This is a genomic window from Parahoeflea alexandrii, assembly GCF_027214025.1.
GTDB classification, from domain to species: Bacteria; Pseudomonadota; Alphaproteobacteria; order Rhizobiales; family Rhizobiaceae; genus Hoeflea; species Hoeflea alexandrii_A.
Genome location: NZ_JAPWHB010000005.1, coordinates 173,858 through 191,137, shown reverse-complemented (window position 1 = coordinate 191,137; position 17,280 = coordinate 173,858). Strand labels below are relative to the sequence as shown.

The window sequence follows — 17,280 nt, the reverse complement described above, 5'->3', positions numbered from 1 at the left end:
TCCCCCCAGATGCAAAAAGCAGCGGCCTTGTTTCGGGCAGATTGACGCAGCCCGCAACCCCGAATTGGCAAAAAAGCGCCGGGAAAACCCCGGCGCCCGTCATGTTTGGCTCTTGAGACGTCAGATAGCGGAACGCCCCCTGATCAGCCTCAGGCCTTGCCGACCTTCTGGCGCTGCTGGCCCAGTCCTTCGATGCCGAGTTCCATGGTCTCGCCGCCTTTGAGATAGGTCGGCGGCTTCTGGCCCATGCCGACGCCGGGAGGCGTTCCGGTGGAGATCACATCGCCAGGCTGCAGGCTCATGAACTGGCTGACATAGCTCACCAGATGCTTGACGCCGAAGACCATGGTGCTGGTGGAGCCGTCCTGGTAGCGGTGGCCGTCTACTTCCAGCCACATCTTGAGGTTCTGCGGATCGGCAACCTCGTCGCGGGTGACCAGCCAGGGGCCGATCGGCCCGAAGGTGTCGCAGCCCTTGCCCTTGTCCCAGGTGCCCGAGCGCTCGATCTGGAATTCGCGCTCGGAGACGTCGTTGACGACGCAGTAGCCGGCGACGTGGTCAAGCGCGTCGGCTTCGTCGATATAGACGCCGCCCTTGCCGATGATGACGCCGAGTTCGACTTCCCAGTCGGTCTTGACCGATTTGCGCGGGATCAGGACCGTGTCGTCGGGGCCGCAGATGGCGCTGGTGGCCTTCATGAAGATAACCGGCTCCTTGGGCACATCCAGGCCGCTTTCGGCCGCGTGGTCGGAGTAATTCAGGCCGATGCAGATGAATTTGCCGACCTGGCCGACACAAGGGCCGATGCGGCCATCCGCCAGTTCCGGCAGCGTGGCCGGATCGATTGCCGCGATCTTCGCCAGGCTTTCCGGCAGCAGCGCGTCACCGGCAATATCGCTGATGACGGAAGAGAGATCGCGGGCCTTGCCATCGGCGTCGAGAATGGCGGGCTTTTCCTGGCCGGGGGCGCCAACGCGAAGCAGTTTCATGATGTTCTTTCCTTGTGTCTGGTGGGCGGTCAGGCGACCGCAGTCTGTGACGGCGTGAAGGTGTACTCGGTTATGGATCTGGCTTTCATCTCGATGGAGAAGCCGGGCGATGAGGGCGGCATGTAGGCTGCATCGCGGATGACGCACGGGTGAAGGAAATGCTCGTGCAGATGGTCGACGTACTCGATCACCCGCCCCTCCATTGTGCCGGATATGGCGACAAAATCAATCATCGAGAGATGCTGGACATATTCGCACAGGCCGACGCCGCCGGCATGCGGCCAGACCGGAAGATTGTACTTCGCGGCCATCAGCAGAACCGCCAGCACCTCGTTGAGCCCGCCCATGCGGCAGGCGTCGATCTGGACCACGTCGATGGCGCCGCCGACGATCATCTGCTTGAAGATGATGCGGTTCTGGCACATCTCGCCGGTCGCCACCTTCACCGGCGCAATCGCCTCGCGAATGGCCTTGTGGCCGGCTATGTCGTCCGGGCTGGTTGGCTCCTCGATGAAGAACGGTTTCGCAAAGGCGAGCTGCTTCATCCACTCGATCGCCTCGCCGACCTCCCAGACCTGGTTGGCGTCGATCATCAGAAACCGGTCGGGACCCAATTCCTCGCGCGCGATCCTGAGCCGCCTTATGTCATCGTCGAGATCACGGCCTACCTTGAGCTTGACGTGGTCGTAGCCGGCGGCGACCGCCTCGCGGCACAGGCGGCGGAGCTTGTCGTCGGGATAGCCAAGCCAACCGGCCGACGTGGTGTAGCAGGGGTAGCCGGTCTCTTCGAGGCTCGCGATCCGCTCCGCCTTGCCGGGTTCGGCGCGCCGGAGGATCTCCAGCGCCTCGTCGCGGGTGATCGCGTCGGTGAGATAACGGAAATCGACGATGTCGACGATCTGCTCGGGGCTCATGTCGGCAACCAGCCGCCAGACCGGCTTGCCCGCCTGCTTGGCCAGCAGATCCCAGACCGCGTTGACCACCGCGCCGGTCGCCAGGTGGATGGCGCCCTTGTCGGGGCCGATCCAGCGCAGCTGGCTGTCGGAGGTCACATGCCGCCAGAACCGGCCGGGGTTTTCACTGATCCAGGCCAGGTCGAGGCCGACGACGAGATGGCGCATGGCCTCGATCGCGGCGCAGCAAATGTCGTTGCCGCGGCCGATGGTGAAGGTCAGACCGTGGCCTTCCATTCCCGGAGTATCGGTCCTGAGCACGACATAGGCCGCCGAATAGTCCGGGTCCGGGTTCATCGCATCCGAGCCATCAAGGCTCAGCGATGTCGGGAACCTGAGATCATGGGTCTCGAGGCCAGTGATTTTCGTCACGGTCGTTGATCCTGTCCTGGTCGTCAGATGGTCCAGCCGCCATCGATCGCGTAGGCCTGTCCAGAAGTGTAGGTGGCATTTGCCAGATAGACAGCGAGATCGGCGATTTCCTCCGGCGTTCCGAGCCGGCCCATCGGCTGGCGGGCGATGAAGGCCGCGCGGGCTGTCTCGTAGTCGCCCTGCGCCCGCATGCGCTCCTGTAGCGACGGGCTTTCGACCGTACCGGGGCAGATGGCGTTGCAGCGGATGCCCTGGCCGACATAATCGGCGGCGACCGACTTGGTCAGCCCGACGACGGCAGCCTTGGTGGTGGAATAGGCGAAGCGGTTGGGCACGCCCTTGATCGAGCTTGCCACCGACGACATGTTGACGATCGCGCCGCCGCCGCGCTCGATCATCGCCGGCAATACCGCGCGGATGGTGCGGATCATCGAGCGCACATTGAGATCGATCGCGAAGTCGAAATCCTCGTCCGGCATCTCCAGGATCGAGCCTGCGTGAACGAAACCCGCGCCGTTGAACAGGACGTCGACCGGACCGACGGCGGCGACCGTCGAGACAATGTCCTGATTGTCGAGCACGTCGAGCCGTCGGGTCTCAATTCCGGATGTGCCGGAAAGTTCGGCCAGCGTGGTTTCGTTGATGTCGGTGGCGATGACGCGCGCGCCGGCGGCGGCGAACGCGATTGCGGTTGCGCGGCCGATGCCCTGGCCTGCGGCCGTCACCAGTACCGTCTTGTCCTTGACCCAGTCTGCCATGATGTCTCCATATGTTGCCGCTCAGGCGGGCTTGTGCTTTCGTTCCACGATATAGATGTGATCGGCGACCAGCACCACATCGCCGTGCTGGTTGACGACCTCGGTGCGCTCGAACACGCGCCCCATATCCTTGCGCTTCGGATCGTCCTCCTTGGAGGCGATCGTCGTGCGGGTGTGGATTGTATCGCCGATGAAGACCGGTTTGACAAAGCGCATGCGGTCATAGCCATAGGAAAACGCCACCGGGTTGATGACACTCGCGGTCAGGCCGACACCGATGGAAAACACCATCGTGCCGTGGGCGATGCGCTGGCCGAAGGCTTGCGTCTTCATGAACTCGGCATCCATGTGGTGCGGGAAGAAATCGCCGGTGTGGCCGGCATGGACGACGAAATCGGTCTCGGTGATGGTGCGTCCGTAAGTGGTCCGCTGGCTGCCGATTTCATAGTCTTCGAAATAGGTTGTCTGTTCCATACTCAGGGTCTCTTCTCAAGCGGGGTCGCCGGGGCGGCAGAGGACCGGTAGGCCGCCTCGACCAGCGCCATGGTGTTCCAGGCATCCTCGACCGAGCTTACAAGCTCCGTGTCTTCTCCAGCGGCGAAGCGCTGCAGATTGGCTATGCGGCCGACGAAGGCATCGGGAAACCAGGAGCCTTTCAGCGGCACCGCAATCCACTCATCGCTGCCCTTGGGCCGGACTTCGAGTATGTCGGGCTCGCCGCGCGGATAGTCGAGATTGACGCCCAATTGCAAATAGGCCGCGCCCTCGGTACCTGAGATGCGGAACTCGCAGGCCTGGTGCCTGCGGCCGAAATCGTGATCGTGGTTGATCGACAAGGCGCAGCGGACCCGGTCGCCGTAATCGAGAATGGCGCTGGTGCGGGTCTGGGCGACGTCGTGGTTCGGGTGGCCGATGGACTTGGCGTGAACGCCGTGCGGATCGCCGAGCAATTGCCGGATCAGATCGAGATAATGGATCGAATGCATGGCGATCTCGATGCGCGGCAGGCCCTTGAGGAAGGGCCACAATTGCCAGGGCGTCGCCAGCGCCAGCCAGGCGTCGAAATCGACAACCTCGCCGAGCCAGCCCTTTGCGATCGCATCTTTCAAAGCAAGTATCATCGGCGCGAAGCGCAGCTGAAAATTGACAGCAGCCTTGAGGTTCTTCTCGCGGCAGATGGTCAGGATTTCGGTCGCCGCCGCCAGGTCGCTGCCCATCGGCTTCTGGATCAGCACTGCGGCACCTCCGGGCAGCAGGCGCAGCACGCTGGCGTGGACGTTGGGCGGGGTGGCGAGATCGAAGACAGCGCCGGGAACCGCAGCCGCTTCTTCCGCCGAGGTATAGGCCGTCAGGCCCCACTCGTCGGCAAGCTTCCGTGCCTTCGCAATGTCTGGATCATAGAGGCCCGCAACCGGAAAGCCCGCCTTGCGGTAGGCCGGAAAATGCGCATCGCCGACGATGGAGCCCGCGCCGAAGGTGACGATGGGGCGGGGGCTGGAAGGCGCCGGCCAGGCTTGCTGCAGGGTGGTGGGATCGAAGCTCATGGATGGGATCCCACAAATAGTTTGAGCCTCAAAAGCCCCCTCACCAAGCGCGCCCAAGTATTCGACTGCGTCTCATACGGGCTTGCTATCCTCTCCCACGAGGGGAGAGGATGCCGCAATGGCGATCTCACGGGGGCTCTGCCTCTCCCCTCGTGGGAGAGGATACGAAGGCCGGGCGAGCGAAGCGAGCTCTTGGCCGAAGTTGGTGAGGGGGAAATCCCATCCCCCGACAAAATCTCAGTCATGATGGAACACCTCCTCCATCATCGCCCACCATTCCCCGTCCTTGCGGGTGTCCAACGGCTCTTGGCAAGGCATACAGACGTCCCACCATTCCTGCGTTCTCGGATCGGCCGCCATCTTCGCCGCGTCGGCTTCGAAATCGGCGCCGTGATATTCCCAGTAGCCGAACAGCAGGTTTTCCGGCTCCCTGAGAAAAATCGTGTAGTTGCGGATGTTGCACTTCGAGATCATGTCGAGGATGTCCGGCCAGACGGCGACGTGCAGGCGCTTGTACTCGGCGATCTCCTCCGGCTTCAGGCCGATGACCATTCCCATTCGCTGCATGGTTCAGCCCTCCCTTTCCGTAATCACGGTGGTGAATTCGGCGATGCTCCTTCCGCGCACCGCATCCCAGTCCCAGTCGATGCCGATGCCCGGTTCGGATGGTGCATAGGCATGGCCGTTCTCGATGCGCATGCGGCTTGAGGTCAGTTCGTCGAGCTGCGGTATGTATTCGACATACTTGCCGTTCGGCACCGCGCAGGTGAGGCTGACATGCAGCTCCATCAGGAAATGCGGGCAGACGGGAATGTCGAAGGCCTCTGCCGCGTGGGCCACCTTCAGCCAGGGCGTGATGCCGCCGATGCGGCCGACATCGACTTGGACGATCGAGCAGCCGCCCTTCTGCATGTATTCGCGGAAATGGCGGATCGAGTAGAGCGATTCCCCCACGGCAATCGGAGTCGAGGTCGAGCGCGAGAGGCGGACATGGCCGTCGATGTCGTCGGCGGGAAGCGGTTCCTCGAACCAGGCAAGATCCAGTTCGCGCAGCCGGTCGGCGCGCCTGATCGCCTCGTCGACGGTGAAACCCTGGTTGCAGTCGGTCATGATCTCGTAGCCATCGCCGACGGCGGCGCGCACGGCAGACAGCCGGGCATGGTCTTCCGATCCATGCGGGCGGCCGATCTTGACCTTGGAGCCGAGGAAGCCTTTTGCTTTGGCCTGGACCGCGTCATCGACCAGCGCCTCGGTCTCGATGTGCAGCCAGCCGCCCTCGGTGGTGTAGAGCGGGCATTTCTCCTTGGCGCCGCCGGCCAGTTTCCACAGCGGCAGTCCCTGCTTGCGGGCGCGCAGATCCCACAGCGCCGTGTCGATGGCGGCAAGCGCGATCGCGGTGATGGCGCCGATGGTGGTGGCGTGGGTGGCGAATTCCAGCTCGTGCCAGATCGCCTCGATCATGTCGGCATCGCGTCCGATCAGCCGCGGGGCGAGATGGTCGGCGATCAGCCGCATGACCGAGGAGCCGCCGGTGCCGATGGTGTAGCTGTAGCCGGTGCCGGTGGCGCCATCGGAATCGGTGATCGTGACGATCGGGGTCTCTTGGCTGACGAAGCTCTGGATCGCATCGGTGCGCCTGACCTTCGGCTTGAGGTCGACCATGCGCAGTTCGACTTTTTCGATACGCGCCATGGCCCTACCCCCTCAGGCTTTTCTCGGATGCCGCGTCAAACAAATGCGACTGGCTCAGGTCGAAGCTCAGGTTGATCCGGTCGCCCACCCGCAGCGGCTTCGGATTGAGCATGCGCGAGATCCAGTCCTGGCCGGCGAATTCGGCGAAGACCAGCGTCTCGTTGCCGAGCGGCTCGGTCAGCGACACCGGAACCTCGACGGCGTGGACTTCCGCCGCTTCGCCGGAATGGATGCCGTGGCCGGTCGGGTAGAGATCGTCGGGCCTGAGGCCGAAGATCACCTTCTGGCCGGCGCTGACACGGTCCTTGAACTGGGCGGGCAGCGGCAGGGTGTCGCCGTTGGCGAAGACGAGCCTGCCATCGCTGACCACCGCATTGTGCAGGTTCATGGTCGGCGAGCCGATGAAACCGGCGACGAAGCGTGTCGCAGGACGGCGGAACACCTCCTCGGGCGGGCCGACCTGCTCGATATGACCGTCACGCATGATGACGATGCGGTCGGCGAGCGTCATCGCCTCGACCTGGTCGTGGGTCACGTAGATCACCGTCGACTGCACCTTGGCGTGCAGCTTCTTGATCTCGGTGCGCATCTGCATCCTGAGCTTGGCGTCGAGATTGGAGAGCGGCTCGTCGAACAGGAACACGTCGGGATGGCGGACGATGGCGCGGCCCATGGCGACGCGCTGGCGCTGACCGCCCGAAAGCTGCGACGGGCGGCGGTCGAGCAATTCCTCGAGGCCCAGCGTCTTGGCGGCATCGGCCACGGCGCTGGCGATCTCGTCCTGGGACTTGCCGGCGATCTTCAATGAGAAGCCCATGTTCTCGGCCACCGTCATGTGCGGGTAGAGCGCGTAGGATTGGAACACCATGGAAATATTGCGCTGGCGCGGCGGCAGGTTGTTGACCTCCCGGTCGCCGATATGGATGTGGCCGCCGCTGATGGCTTCGAGACCGGCGATCATCCTGAGCGTGGTTGACTTGCCGCAGCCGGACGGGCCGACGAGGGCGACGAACTCGCGGTCGGCGACATCGAGATTGATGGCGTGCACCACTTCGAGGTGACCATATTTCTTGACGAGGTTCTTGAGCGAAACGGTGGCCATGACTATCCCTTGACGGCGCCGGAGGTCAGGCCGGACACGAGGTGTTTCTGGACAATGAAGGTGAGGGTCAGCGCCGGGATGATCATCACTACGGCGAGCGCGCACATGCCGCGCCAGTCGATGGTGAATTCGGCGGTGTAATCAAGCAGGCCGACCGGCAGCGTCTTGGAATTGGTCGAGCGCGTCAGCTGCGAGGCGAGCGCGAACTCGTTCCAGGAGATCAGGAAGGCGAAGATGCCGGCCGAGGCAATGCCCGATCGGGCCAAAGGAAACTCGACCTGCCAGAAGGCCTGCCAGCGGGTGCAGCCGTCGATCTGGGCCGCCTCGGCGAGATCGCGCGGCACCTGGCGGAAGAAGCCGTCGATCAGCCAGACCGTGAACGGCACGTTGAGCGCGACATAGGCAAGGATCAGCCCGAAATGGGTGTCGATCATGCCGAGCTTCGCATAGACGAAGAACAGCGGCAGCGACAGCGCGATGCCCGGGACTGTCCGGGTCAGCATGAAGCCCAGGAAGATCGCAGTCTTGCCGCGGAAGCGGTAGCGGGCAAAGGCATAGCCGCCGGCCAGCCCGATCGCCAGCGCGATGACCGTCGAGGTGACCGAGATGATGATCGAGTTGCGAAAATAGTCGAGCACCGGGATGCCGCCCTGGCCGACGCCGGAGAACATGGCGATATAGGCGTCGAACGACAGGCTCTCAGGGATCCAGACCGGCGGCTTGGCCATGATCTCGACGGTGGGGCGGAGCGAGGACAGCACGATCCACAGGCCCGGCAGGCAGATGATCGCCATGGCGATGAACAGGCCGACGAGATGGCCGATCTTCAGCAGGATCTGCTTGATGCGGTTGGTCTGGTTCTCGTCCATGATCACCACTCCGCGCCGATCTGCTGGCGGGCTTTCGCAAGCTGCCGGAAGAACAGGATGGTGAACAGAATCGACAGGAAGATCGCGACATAGGCCATTGCATTGGCTAGCCCCATGCGGGCGTCCGAATAGGCGGTGCGCGAGATCAGCGTCCAGAGGATCTCGGTGCGCTTGGCCGGCCCGCCGTCGGTCATGATCTTGACGATGTCATAGGCGCGGGCGATGTCGAGCGACCGGATGGTCATGGCGATGTAGGCAAACGGCATGATGAAGGGCCAAGTGACATAACGGAAGCTCTGCAGCGGCGTGCAGCCGTCGACCTTGGCCGCCTCGAGCGGCTCCTTGGGCATCGCCATCAGCCCCGCGAGGATGAAGATGGCGAACACCGAGGTCGAGGACCAGATCTCGGCAATCAGGATCGAGGTGAACGCCAGCTGGCTGTCGATCAGCCAGGGGATGGCGCGATCGGTCAGGCCGAGCGATTGCAGGGCGTTGTTCACAAGCCCGATGTTGTCGTTGAACATGAACTTGAACTGGAAGCCGACGAGGATCGGCGAGAACATCATCGGAAACATCATGATGGTGCGCAGCAGGCGCTGGCCGCGCGTGGCCTTTTCGACAAGCAGCGCCAGAAACAGCCCAAGCACCATCTCGAGATTGAGCGCGATGGTCAGCAACAAGACGGTGCGGCCGAAGGCGACCCAGAATTCCTGGTCGGCGAAAAGCCGGAGGTAGTTGCGGAAACCGATGAAGGTGTAGATCGAATCCGGCCGGGTCAGCCGGAACGGCGTGAAGCTCGAGTAGAGCGACAGCAACAGCGGCACCACCACGACCGCCGCCAGCACGACAAAGGCCGGCAGCAGCAGCAGGATATGCGGCGCAGGCTTCCAGCCTCTCATCGGATCCTCGTATCAAAATTATCGGGAACAGTCATAGCGCATCGGCCTGGGGCGTGCGCCTACCGGCTTGGGGGAAAAAGGGCGCAGGCAGGTCCCGCGCCCTCTTCCGGGAGGAGGCTTTACAGTTCTCCTGCATCCTCGAGGATGGCCGTGGCCTTGTCAGCGGCATCGTCGAGGGCCTGTTGCGAGGTCTTGTCACCAAGAATGGCGGCCTGCAGTTCCGGATAGACCGCGTTGGAAATCTCGATCCATGACGGAGACTGGGGAACCGGATAGGCGCCCTTCGCGGCTTCCTGGAAGGCTTCGAGGACTTCCTTGCGGTATGGATCATCCTTGGCCTGTTCGATCACCCAGTCCCAGACCGCATCGCGTGTGGGCAGCGGACCGGCGCCGGCTTCCAGCTTCTGGCTGTCCTCATTGGTGAGAAACCAGACCAGCGACGCTGCAGCTTCCTTGTTGGCGCAGTTTTCGGTGACGGAGAAGCCATGATGCCCGGACCAGCCGGTGCGCGCACCGGAAGATCCCTTGGGCGGAGCAACGACACCGACATTGCCGGCCACCTTGGATGCGCCCGGGTCGTTGAAGAACCCGGCCCAGCCCGGCCAGTCGAGATTGAGCGCGACGGTTCCCGATGCAAAGCCCTGGCCGAGGTCGTCCCAGAGATAGTTGGTCGTTCCGGCAGGGACCGCCTTGGCCTTGTAGAGATCGACGAACCAGTTCAGCGCCCGCACGCCGGCCTCCGAATTGAAGGCCGGTTCGCCATCGGCGTTGAGATATTCTCCACCCTCGGCGCGCAGCATTTCGTAAAAGCGGCCGTTGATGGCCTCTTCCTTGCCGGCATATTGGGTGCCATAGAAGTCCGGCGGATTGGCGAAGAATTCGGCCTGGTCGGTCACCTGCTCCCAGGTGTCCGGCGGCGTAAGGTCATAGCCGTATTTCTCCTTGAATTTCGCCTTGTTGGTCTCGTCGGCGTAAAGGCTCTTCTGGTAATACATAGCGGAGACGTCGAACTGCGCGCGCGGCAGCATGACGAGCTTGCCGTCAAGCGTGGACGCGGCAATGTTGGCGTCGACGAAGGCGTCGATTTCCGAAGCGGGCAGAAGTACTGCCAGATCGGTGTAGATGCCCGGATACTGCGGCGCGAAGGACGAGTGGTTCGAGCCAACGCACCAGCTGATCGCGCCAACAGCGATGTCCGACTTGATTTCCTTGTCGAGTTCGAAGTGGTTCTTCTTCGAAATGACGTTGACGGTCGCGCCGGTCGCCTTTTCCCATTCGCTGATGCGCGAATAGAGGTTCTCATACTGCTGACCGCCGATGAGCTTGGCATCGATGGTCACGCCTTCGAACTTGCCCGGCAATTCCTGGGCAGCCGCAATTCCGCCGGCCATCAATAGAACGACACCGGCCGATACGCCGGTCAATAGCTTGTTCATGAGCCTCCTCCCGAGACGTTTAACTCCTGGGGTCACCCCCTCGAACCCTCACAGATGAGAGGTTCATTCATATACAAACATCATCTTCACCAGCGGTCAAGGGAATGTTTCGTTGTTATTTGAACCCATTATGCGTATATGAATTTCGAGATTTACGGAGAAACACATGGAAACCGAAGACGACCGCTACCGGGCGCCAGCGCTCGACAAAGGTCTCGACATTCTCGAGCTGCTTGCACAAATCGATGGCGGGCTCACCCAGGCGGAGATCGCCAAGCGGCTGGGCCGCAGCCCGAACGAGTTCTACCGGATGCTCGACCGGCTGGTGCGGCGCGGATATGTCACCCGGCTCGACGGCGACCGCTACTCGCTGACGCTCAAGCTCTTCGGCCTGGCGCAATTGCATGTCCCGGTTCGCCGGCTGGTGTCCTACGCGACGCCGTTCATGCGCGAGCTTGCCGAGGAAACCCGGCAGGCCAACCAGCTCGCCGTCTTCGACCGCGGTTCCGTGGTCGTCGTGGCGCAGCAGGAAGCACCCGGCTACTGGGGCATATCCATCCGCGTCGGCTCGCATATCAGCCTTTACGACACCGGATCGGGCCACGTGCTTCTGGCCTTCCGCTCGCCCGAAGAACGACAGATGATGATCAACGAGTATTCGGCCAGCGGCGAACAGCCAAAGCTCGAAAGCGCGTTCTTCGAGCGTCTCGACCTGATCCGCGAGCGCGGCTACGAGGTCATGCCGAGCGCCCAGACCGCCGGCGTCTTCAATCTTTCCGCCCCGGTTCTCGGCCCGGACGGCCGCGCCATCGCGGCGCTGACCATCCCCTATATCAGCCTGGTCAACGTATCCCAGGCGCCCGAGATGGCCGAGACCCAGGAAATGCTGACCAAAACCTCGCGGCAGCTGTCGAAACTGGCCGGCGCCGATTTCGAATTGCCAGGCTGAATTCTTATTTGAATAGTCTATTTCCCTGTGGGAGTATGTGGTCCGTGCCCGGGCACGGCAAGCCGGCGCATTCGAGGAGGAACCCGCATGATCATCGACACCCATCTGCATGTCGTGGACCCGTGGACGCTGGATTACCCCTGGCTGGCGACCGTCCCTGCGCTGAACCAGGGCTGGCCCTATTCAGCCTATGAGCTGGAGGCGCGCCGCGCCGGCATCGCGCGGACGCTGCACATGGAAGTCGACGTGGCGCCGGAGCGGATCGAGGACGAAACCAATTACATTGCTACGCTGGCGCAGCGTCCCGACAGTCTGATTGCCGGCGCCATCGCCTCCTGCCGGCCGGAAGAACCGGAGTTCGCGGCCTATCTCGAGCGACAGCGCCACAATCCGCTGGTCAAGGGCTTTCGCCGGGTTCTGCACGTGATGCCGGACGAAGTGTCCGAGCAGCCGCTGTTCCGGGACAACATCAAGCGGATGGCCGGCTCCGGCCTGACCTTCGATCTGTGCGTGCTGCCGCGCCAGCTGCCCAATGCCATGGCGCTGGCGGATCTCGCGCCCGACGTCACCTTCATCCTCGACCATTGCGGCGTTCCCGACATCAAGGGCGACGCCAGGCAGCCCTGGCAGGACCACATAACCGAGCTCGCCAGGCGCCCCAACGTGGTCGCCAAGATTTCAGGCGTCATCGCCTATGCCGATCCGGAAACCTGGATTGCGGACACGCTCAGGCCCTGGGTCGAGCACACGATCTCGAGCTTCGGCTGGGACCGGGTGGTCTGGGGCAGCGACTGGCCGGTCTGCACGCTCGGCGGCGGGCTGATGGCATGGGTCGCGGCGACGCATGCGCTGACGAACGGCGCCAGCGGGGATGAAAAGCAGAAGCTGCTCGCCGGAAACGCCCGGCGCATCTGGAACCTTTGAGGGCTAGCCTCTAAAGCCCGAATTCAGCCCTGATCGCCGCACTGTGTTCGCCGACGCGGGGGGCAGCGCGGGTGGTTTTCGGCCGCTGGCCGTTGACACGGATCGGCGAGCGGGTGGTCAGGATCGAAACATTGTCGTCGCGCTCGACCCGCTGCAGCATGTCGAGCACCTCGAAACCCTCACTTTGCATCAGGTCGTCCCAGTCGAGCACGCGCGAGCACCAGATATCGGCCGGCTCCAGGATCGCCAGCCATTCATCTACCGTTTTCGTCTTGATTCGGTCGGCAATCAGGCGCTTGATCTCGTCGCGGGCAGTGAACCAGGATTTCGGATCGGCGGCATAGGGCGCCAGCGCATCCAGCTGCAGCAGATCCTGAAGCCGCGGGATCGGCGTCATGGCAATTGCAAGGAACCCGTCGCTGGCCTCGTAGACGCCGTAGGGTGCGGAGAGATAAGCATGGGCGCTGCGGAAGCCCGAGCGCCTGGGCATGCGCCGCCCGTCGTTGAGATAGGTGGTGAGCACCTCGAACTGGAAATCGACCAGCACCTCGAGAAGGCTGGTCTCGACATGGCTGCCGCGGCCGGAAATGCCGCGCTTGACCAGCGCCGCGAGGATCCCCTGCGCGGTGGCGGCGCCGGCGAGCATGTCGCCGATCGCGAGCCCCATCGGCACCGGGCCGTCGCCATCGTCGCCGCTCAGCCACATCACCCCCGAGCGCGCCTGCGCAAGCAGGTCCTGGCCCGGGCGCTTGACCCAGGGGCCCTCCTCGCCATAGCCGCTGATGGAAGCGTAGACGAGTTTCGGATTGAGGGCGCGAACAGTCTCGTAGTCGAGGCCGAGACGCTCGATGACACCGGGGCGGAAATTCTGGACAAGGACATCGACCTTGCCGATCAGCGCGCGCAGCACGTCGAGATCGGCCTCGTTCTTGAGGTCGATGGCCAGGCTCTCCTTGCCGCGGTTGATGGCGTGGAAGATCGTCGAATCGCCGCCGATCTCGGTATCGCTGAGATAAAGCGAGCGCGAGAGATCCCCCGCGCCGGGACGCTCGATCTTGATGACGCGTGCGCCGAGATCCTGCAGCCGCAAGGTGGCATAGGGCCCCGACAGGAACTGGCTCATATCGAGGATGACGAGGCCATCCAGTGGCAGGTCGGTATCTGTTGTCATGATGTCTTTTCGGTCCTGCCGGCAAACTCGGCCGGGTTTCTGTATTTCACCGTCTGGAGGTGCTCGCAGTAGAGCACCAGCTCGCCTTCGCCCTTGAACACTTCATAGCTGGCGCGGATCAGCCCCATGTCCGGGTAGCGCGGTTTCTTGTCGAGATTGGTGCGCACCGTGTAGATGGCCTCGCCGATGAAGACGGGCTTGATGAAGCGCAGCTTGTCGTAGCCATAGGAAAACGCGTTTACGCAGTTGGTCGCCACCAGTCCGAGGCCGGCGGAAAACACGAAAGCGCCGGCGACCAGGCGGCGGCCGAAGATGCCTTCGCTTTCGGCAAACATCTGGTCCTGTACGTAAGGATGGATGTCGACCACGAGGGTATTGAACATGTGGCTTTCGCCCTCGGCAATGGTCCGGCGCAGCGACCGGATCTGGTGACCGGGCTGCCAGTCCTCGTAAAACCAGTTCTCGGCGTTCCAGACCGGCAGCTCCGCATGCTCCCGGGGCATGTTGCGCGGATGCGTGCTGGCAACGCCCACCGTGGGCTCGAACGAAGATCTCATGACCCCTCCAAAATTCCTATTTGAATAACATATTCACATATGGATTATGTGGCAAGAGGCGGATCGTCCGCTCGGCGCTGCTGATCCGGCAGGGACAGTCCTGCGTAGGAGGCCGGGAAACGACAGATCGGTGGCGAGTGTGCAGAAAGACGCTCCCGTATTTGTGACCAAACACAGGGTTGTTAACCCTCACCACTTATGGTGACTGACAACTGAAACAGTAGTTCGTACCCAGGACCGACCAATGATGAGACCCCGCCGCTTCACCGCACTTCCGCTTGTCGCTGCAGCCGCCGCGTTCATTCCGCAGGCTCAGGCGCAGGACGCCCGCAGTCCGGGCATCTCGTTTGAACTCGGTGCGGCAGGCAAGGTGGCGCCACGCTATTTCGGTGCCAGCAAGCTGGTGCTCTCGCCGGTTCCGCTGTTCCGGCTCAAGCGCCTGGAATTGCCGAACGGATTTACCATCGGCGGCGGGTCTGAAGAGGGTTTTTCGCTCAGCCCGTCGATCGACGTGATCGGGCGGCGCTCGACCGCAAATTCTCCTGAACTGACGGGGCTCAACACCATCGACGCCGCGGTCGAACTCGGCGTCAAGGCGAAGTACCAGACGGGCAATTTCAGGGTGACGGGCGCTGTAAGGCAGGGCTTCGGCGGCCACAAGGGCGTGCGCGCCGAATTCGGCGCCGACGCCATCTTCAGGTCCGGCGATCAGTGGACCTTCCATGCCGGCCCGCGGCTGAATTTCGGCAGCTCCAAATTCACGAACACCTATTTCGGCGTCACCGCGGCGGAAGCTTCCGCGCTCTATCCGGCGACGACCGCATCGGGCGGATTGTACAGCGCCGGTCTGGAAGCAGGCGTGCGGTTCCAGGTTGACGACAACTGGGCAGTCGAGGCGGATGCCGGCTGGTCGCGGCTGACCGGCGATGCCGCCAGATCGCCGATCACGGCGCAGGGTTCGAAAAACCAGTACAGCGCCTCGTTCGGCGTGGTTCGCCGCTTCGACATCGGCTTCTGAGATCCCGCCTGCGCGGCGCGCTTCATCTACAAGGTGGCGCCGCCGCCATCCTCGGGGGAGACAACATCGGCTGACAATTCATTGAGCGCCTGCTCGATATGCTTGAGTTCGTCGCCGACATCGTTGTCATTGACCATGGCGCTTTCGGTCGCGGCGCGCATTTCGGCCCTGACGCTTTCGTGCATCCGCTGAAGCAGATCGATCTTGTCGGCATCGGACAGACCGGAGTCTTCGACAATCGTCCTGACGTCTGATTTCACATCCTGATGGGGCATGGTGCGGGTCCCTTTCGAAGCTTCTGGCGAGGTAAATGACGGCCAAAGCCGTCCTCCCGGATCAACGCCAAAGTCCGGCATTGGTTCCGATCGTCGCACCTCGGCAATGAGCCCGCGCCGCCCGATGCGCACTTTGTCCGGAAGGGCAGATCATCGCCGGGTCGACGCCCGGCGGGAGGACAGCAACAGGTTGGTCTCGCTGGAGGTGATGCCCTCGAAGCGGCGGATGCGAACCAGCGTGTCATCAAGTTCCTGCAGCGTGTCGGTCGCCAGTTCGATGATCAGGTCCCAGCGGCCATTGGTCGAATGCACCGCCTGAACCGCCGGCATGCCCTGCAGATGGGCGATGATCCGCTCGGTCCCCCTGCCCTCAATGCCGATCATGGTCAGCCCCCTCACCGGCGCCGCCGTCACGTCGGCGCGGGTGAGAGCGGTGAACCCGGCGATCTCGCCGCTGGCCATCAACCGCTCGATGCGGCTGCGCACGGTGGCGCGGGCCAGCTTCAGCTTTCCCGCCAGATCGGAGATCGACGCCCGCCCGTCGCGCCTGAGTGCCGCAATCAGGCGAATGTCGATATCGTCCAATGTTGACATGCTTTGCTACCGATCTGGTCACGTGATTTTTCGATTTGATCATAATCGACCAATCAAGCTTAGCAAAGAGCCAAGTATTTCTTCATTTCAAGGCGAGCACGCCTGCTTCTTGCCACCCGGCTTTGCCAAATTGGCAAAGCTGACTGACACAAGCGCGGTATTGCCGCCCGGAACGGACAAACTTCCCATTTCAACCGCCAGCGGCCTCTGCGACGGGTTATCCGAACAGAGGAAATCCGATGAACCAGCCTTGCATTTTGGTCGGCGCGCCCGTCGACAGCGGTCAATCCAACCCCGGCTGTCTGATGGGACCGGCCTCCTACCGGGTCGCGGGCCTTTCCGAAACGCTCGCCGAACTCGGCTGCAGCGTCGAGGACCGCGGCGACGTCGCGCCAAGGCCGCTTGCCGCCGGGACCTGCGCCAATGCGGCGGTGCACCACCTGGCCGAAACGATTGCCTGGACGCAAGCGCTGGCGTCGTCCGCCGAGGCGGCCATGGCGGCCGGATTTCCGGTCTTCCTCGGTGGCGATCACAGTCTTTCGCTCGGCACAGTGGCCGGTGTTGCCGCCTACGCCCAAAGGCAGGGGCAGCCGCTGTTCGTGCTGTGGCTCGACGCCCACAGCGATTTTCACACGCCGATGACCACCCGCTCGGGCAATCTGCACGGCACGCCGGTCGCCTATCTGGCCGGGCTTGGAGACTTCGAGGCCTTTCCGCCGTTTCCGGACCCGGTGCCTGCCGATCGCATCTGCCTGTTCGGGATCCGCTCGGTCGATCCTGACGAGCGCACGGCGCTGCGCGGCCATGGCATCACCCCGGTCGACATGCGCGAACTCGATGAACGCGGCTTCGTCGCGCCCCTGAGCGCCTTCCTCGACCAGGTGCGGGCGGCGGGCGGGCTTCTGCACGTCTCGCTCGATGTCGACTTTCTCGATCCGTCGATCGCTCCGGCGGTCGGCACCACGGTGCCCGGCGGGGCGACCTTCCGCGAGGCGCACCTGGTCATGGAGATGCTGCACGAGTCCGGCCTTGTCAGTTCGCTCGACCTGGTCGAACTCAACCCGTTTCTCGACGAGCGCGGACGCACCGCCCGGCTGATGGTCGATCTCACCGCCAGCCTGATGGGCCGCAAGGTGTTCGACCGCATCAACCGAAGCCTCTGAGGTCAGCGACCATCC

Annotated in this window: 19 protein-coding genes; 4 read left to right on the top strand and 15 right to left on the bottom strand. The window is 63.1% G+C overall.

The window, feature by feature from the left end; genetic code table 11:
• Positions 1-149 precede the first annotated feature (149 nt).
• The 11 genes from O4H62_RS17340 to O4H62_RS17290 all read right to left on the bottom strand — a co-directional run bounded on the left by O4H62_RS17340 (position 150) and on the right by O4H62_RS17290 (position 10,614).
• Entirely contained in the window at positions 150-989 is an 840-nt protein-coding gene (locus O4H62_RS17340; protein WP_269389749.1) for a fumarylacetoacetate hydrolase family protein, read from the bottom strand.
• A gap of 29 nt (positions 990-1,018) precedes the next feature.
• Positions 1,019-2,314, bottom strand: coding sequence for an L-fuconate dehydratase (locus tag O4H62_RS17335; RefSeq protein ID WP_269389748.1), 1,296 nt, complete (start codon positions 2,312-2,314; stop codon positions 1,019-1,021).
• Positions 2,315-2,337: 23 nt separating this feature from the next.
• A complete protein-coding gene (locus O4H62_RS17330) occupies positions 2,338-3,072 on the bottom strand; it encodes an SDR family oxidoreductase (RefSeq protein WP_269389746.1) in 735 nt (244 codons plus the stop codon).
• 21 nt (positions 3,073-3,093) lie between these two features.
• Positions 3,094-3,546 carry a MaoC/PaaZ C-terminal domain-containing protein gene (locus O4H62_RS17325; RefSeq protein ID WP_269389744.1) on the bottom strand — a complete coding sequence of 151 codons (453 nt, stop codon included), beginning with the start codon at positions 3,544-3,546 and terminating at the stop codon, positions 3,094-3,096.
• 2 nt (positions 3,547-3,548) lie between these two features.
• A complete protein-coding gene (locus O4H62_RS17320; RefSeq protein WP_269389743.1) occupies positions 3,549-4,616 on the bottom strand; it encodes a Gfo/Idh/MocA family protein in 1,068 nt (355 codons plus the stop codon).
• Between the two features lie 237 nt (positions 4,617-4,853).
• A complete protein-coding gene (locus tag O4H62_RS17315) occupies positions 4,854-5,183 on the bottom strand; it encodes an L-rhamnose mutarotase (RefSeq protein ID WP_269389741.1) in 330 nt (109 codons plus the stop codon).
• Positions 5,184-5,186: 3 nt separating this feature from the next.
• Positions 5,187-6,308, bottom strand: a complete 1,122-nt coding sequence (locus O4H62_RS17310; protein WP_269389739.1) for a mandelate racemase/muconate lactonizing enzyme family protein — start codon at positions 6,306-6,308, stop codon at positions 5,187-5,189.
• A gap of 4 nt (positions 6,309-6,312) precedes the next feature.
• Entirely contained in the window at positions 6,313-7,410 is a 1,098-nt protein-coding gene (locus O4H62_RS17305) for an ABC transporter ATP-binding protein (protein WP_269389737.1), read from the bottom strand.
• Positions 7,411-7,412: 2 nt separating this feature from the next.
• Positions 7,413-8,279 (bottom strand): carbohydrate ABC transporter permease, encoded by an 867-nt coding sequence (locus O4H62_RS17300; RefSeq protein ID WP_269389735.1) that lies wholly within the window; start codon positions 8,277-8,279, stop codon positions 7,413-7,415.
• 2 nt (positions 8,280-8,281) lie between these two features.
• Positions 8,282-9,178 (bottom strand): carbohydrate ABC transporter permease, encoded by an 897-nt coding sequence (locus O4H62_RS17295; protein WP_269389734.1) that lies wholly within the window; start codon positions 9,176-9,178, stop codon positions 8,282-8,284.
• Between the two features lie 119 nt (positions 9,179-9,297).
• Complete coding sequence (locus O4H62_RS17290; RefSeq protein WP_430538461.1) at positions 9,298-10,614, bottom strand: ABC transporter substrate-binding protein; 1,317 nt, start codon at positions 10,612-10,614, stop codon at positions 9,298-9,300.
• Positions 10,615-10,780: 166 nt separating this feature from the next.
• Here O4H62_RS17290 and O4H62_RS17285 point away from each other — a divergent pair, with 166 nt between their 5' ends.
• Positions 10,781-11,563: an IclR family transcriptional regulator gene (locus tag O4H62_RS17285; RefSeq protein ID WP_269389733.1), complete on the top strand. Its 783-nt coding sequence runs from the start codon at positions 10,781-10,783 to the stop codon at positions 11,561-11,563.
• Positions 11,564-11,650: 87 nt separating this feature from the next.
• Positions 11,651-12,487, top strand: coding sequence for an amidohydrolase family protein (locus O4H62_RS17280; RefSeq protein WP_269389732.1), 837 nt, complete (start codon positions 11,651-11,653; stop codon positions 12,485-12,487).
• A gap of 10 nt (positions 12,488-12,497) precedes the next feature.
• Here O4H62_RS17280 and O4H62_RS17275 read toward each other — a convergent pair whose 3' ends face one another.
• Both O4H62_RS17275 and O4H62_RS17270 read right to left on the bottom strand, forming a co-directional pair.
• Positions 12,498-13,658, bottom strand: coding sequence for a CaiB/BaiF CoA transferase family protein (locus O4H62_RS17275; protein ID WP_269389730.1), 1,161 nt, complete (start codon positions 13,656-13,658; stop codon positions 12,498-12,500).
• Entirely contained in the window at positions 13,655-14,215 is a 561-nt protein-coding gene (locus tag O4H62_RS17270) for a MaoC family dehydratase (protein ID WP_269389728.1), read from the bottom strand. The genes O4H62_RS17275 and O4H62_RS17270 overlap by 4 nt, the downstream gene beginning before the upstream one ends.
• A 244-nt stretch (positions 14,216-14,459) precedes the next feature.
• Between O4H62_RS17270 and O4H62_RS17265 the strand changes: the two genes are divergently transcribed.
• The gene (locus O4H62_RS17265) at positions 14,460-15,233 is read left to right on the top strand and encodes a MipA/OmpV family protein (protein WP_269389726.1); all 774 of its coding nucleotides are present in this window, start codon (positions 14,460-14,462) and stop codon (positions 15,231-15,233) included.
• Positions 15,234-15,259: 26 nt separating this feature from the next.
• Here O4H62_RS17265 and O4H62_RS17260 read toward each other — a convergent pair whose 3' ends face one another.
• Positions 15,260-15,508 carry a hypothetical protein gene (locus O4H62_RS17260; RefSeq protein ID WP_269389725.1) on the bottom strand — a complete coding sequence of 83 codons (249 nt, stop codon included), beginning with the start codon at positions 15,506-15,508 and terminating at the stop codon, positions 15,260-15,262.
• A gap of 150 nt (positions 15,509-15,658) precedes the next feature.
• Positions 15,659-16,102 (bottom strand): Lrp/AsnC family transcriptional regulator, encoded by a 444-nt coding sequence (locus O4H62_RS17255; protein WP_269389723.1) that lies wholly within the window; start codon positions 16,100-16,102, stop codon positions 15,659-15,661.
• Positions 16,103-16,341: 239 nt separating this feature from the next.
• Here O4H62_RS17255 and rocF point away from each other — a divergent pair, with 239 nt between their 5' ends.
• Complete coding sequence (rocF, locus tag O4H62_RS17250) at positions 16,342-17,265, top strand: arginase (RefSeq protein ID WP_269389720.1); 924 nt, start codon at positions 16,342-16,344, stop codon at positions 17,263-17,265.
• Positions 17,266-17,280: the final 15 nt, after the last annotated feature.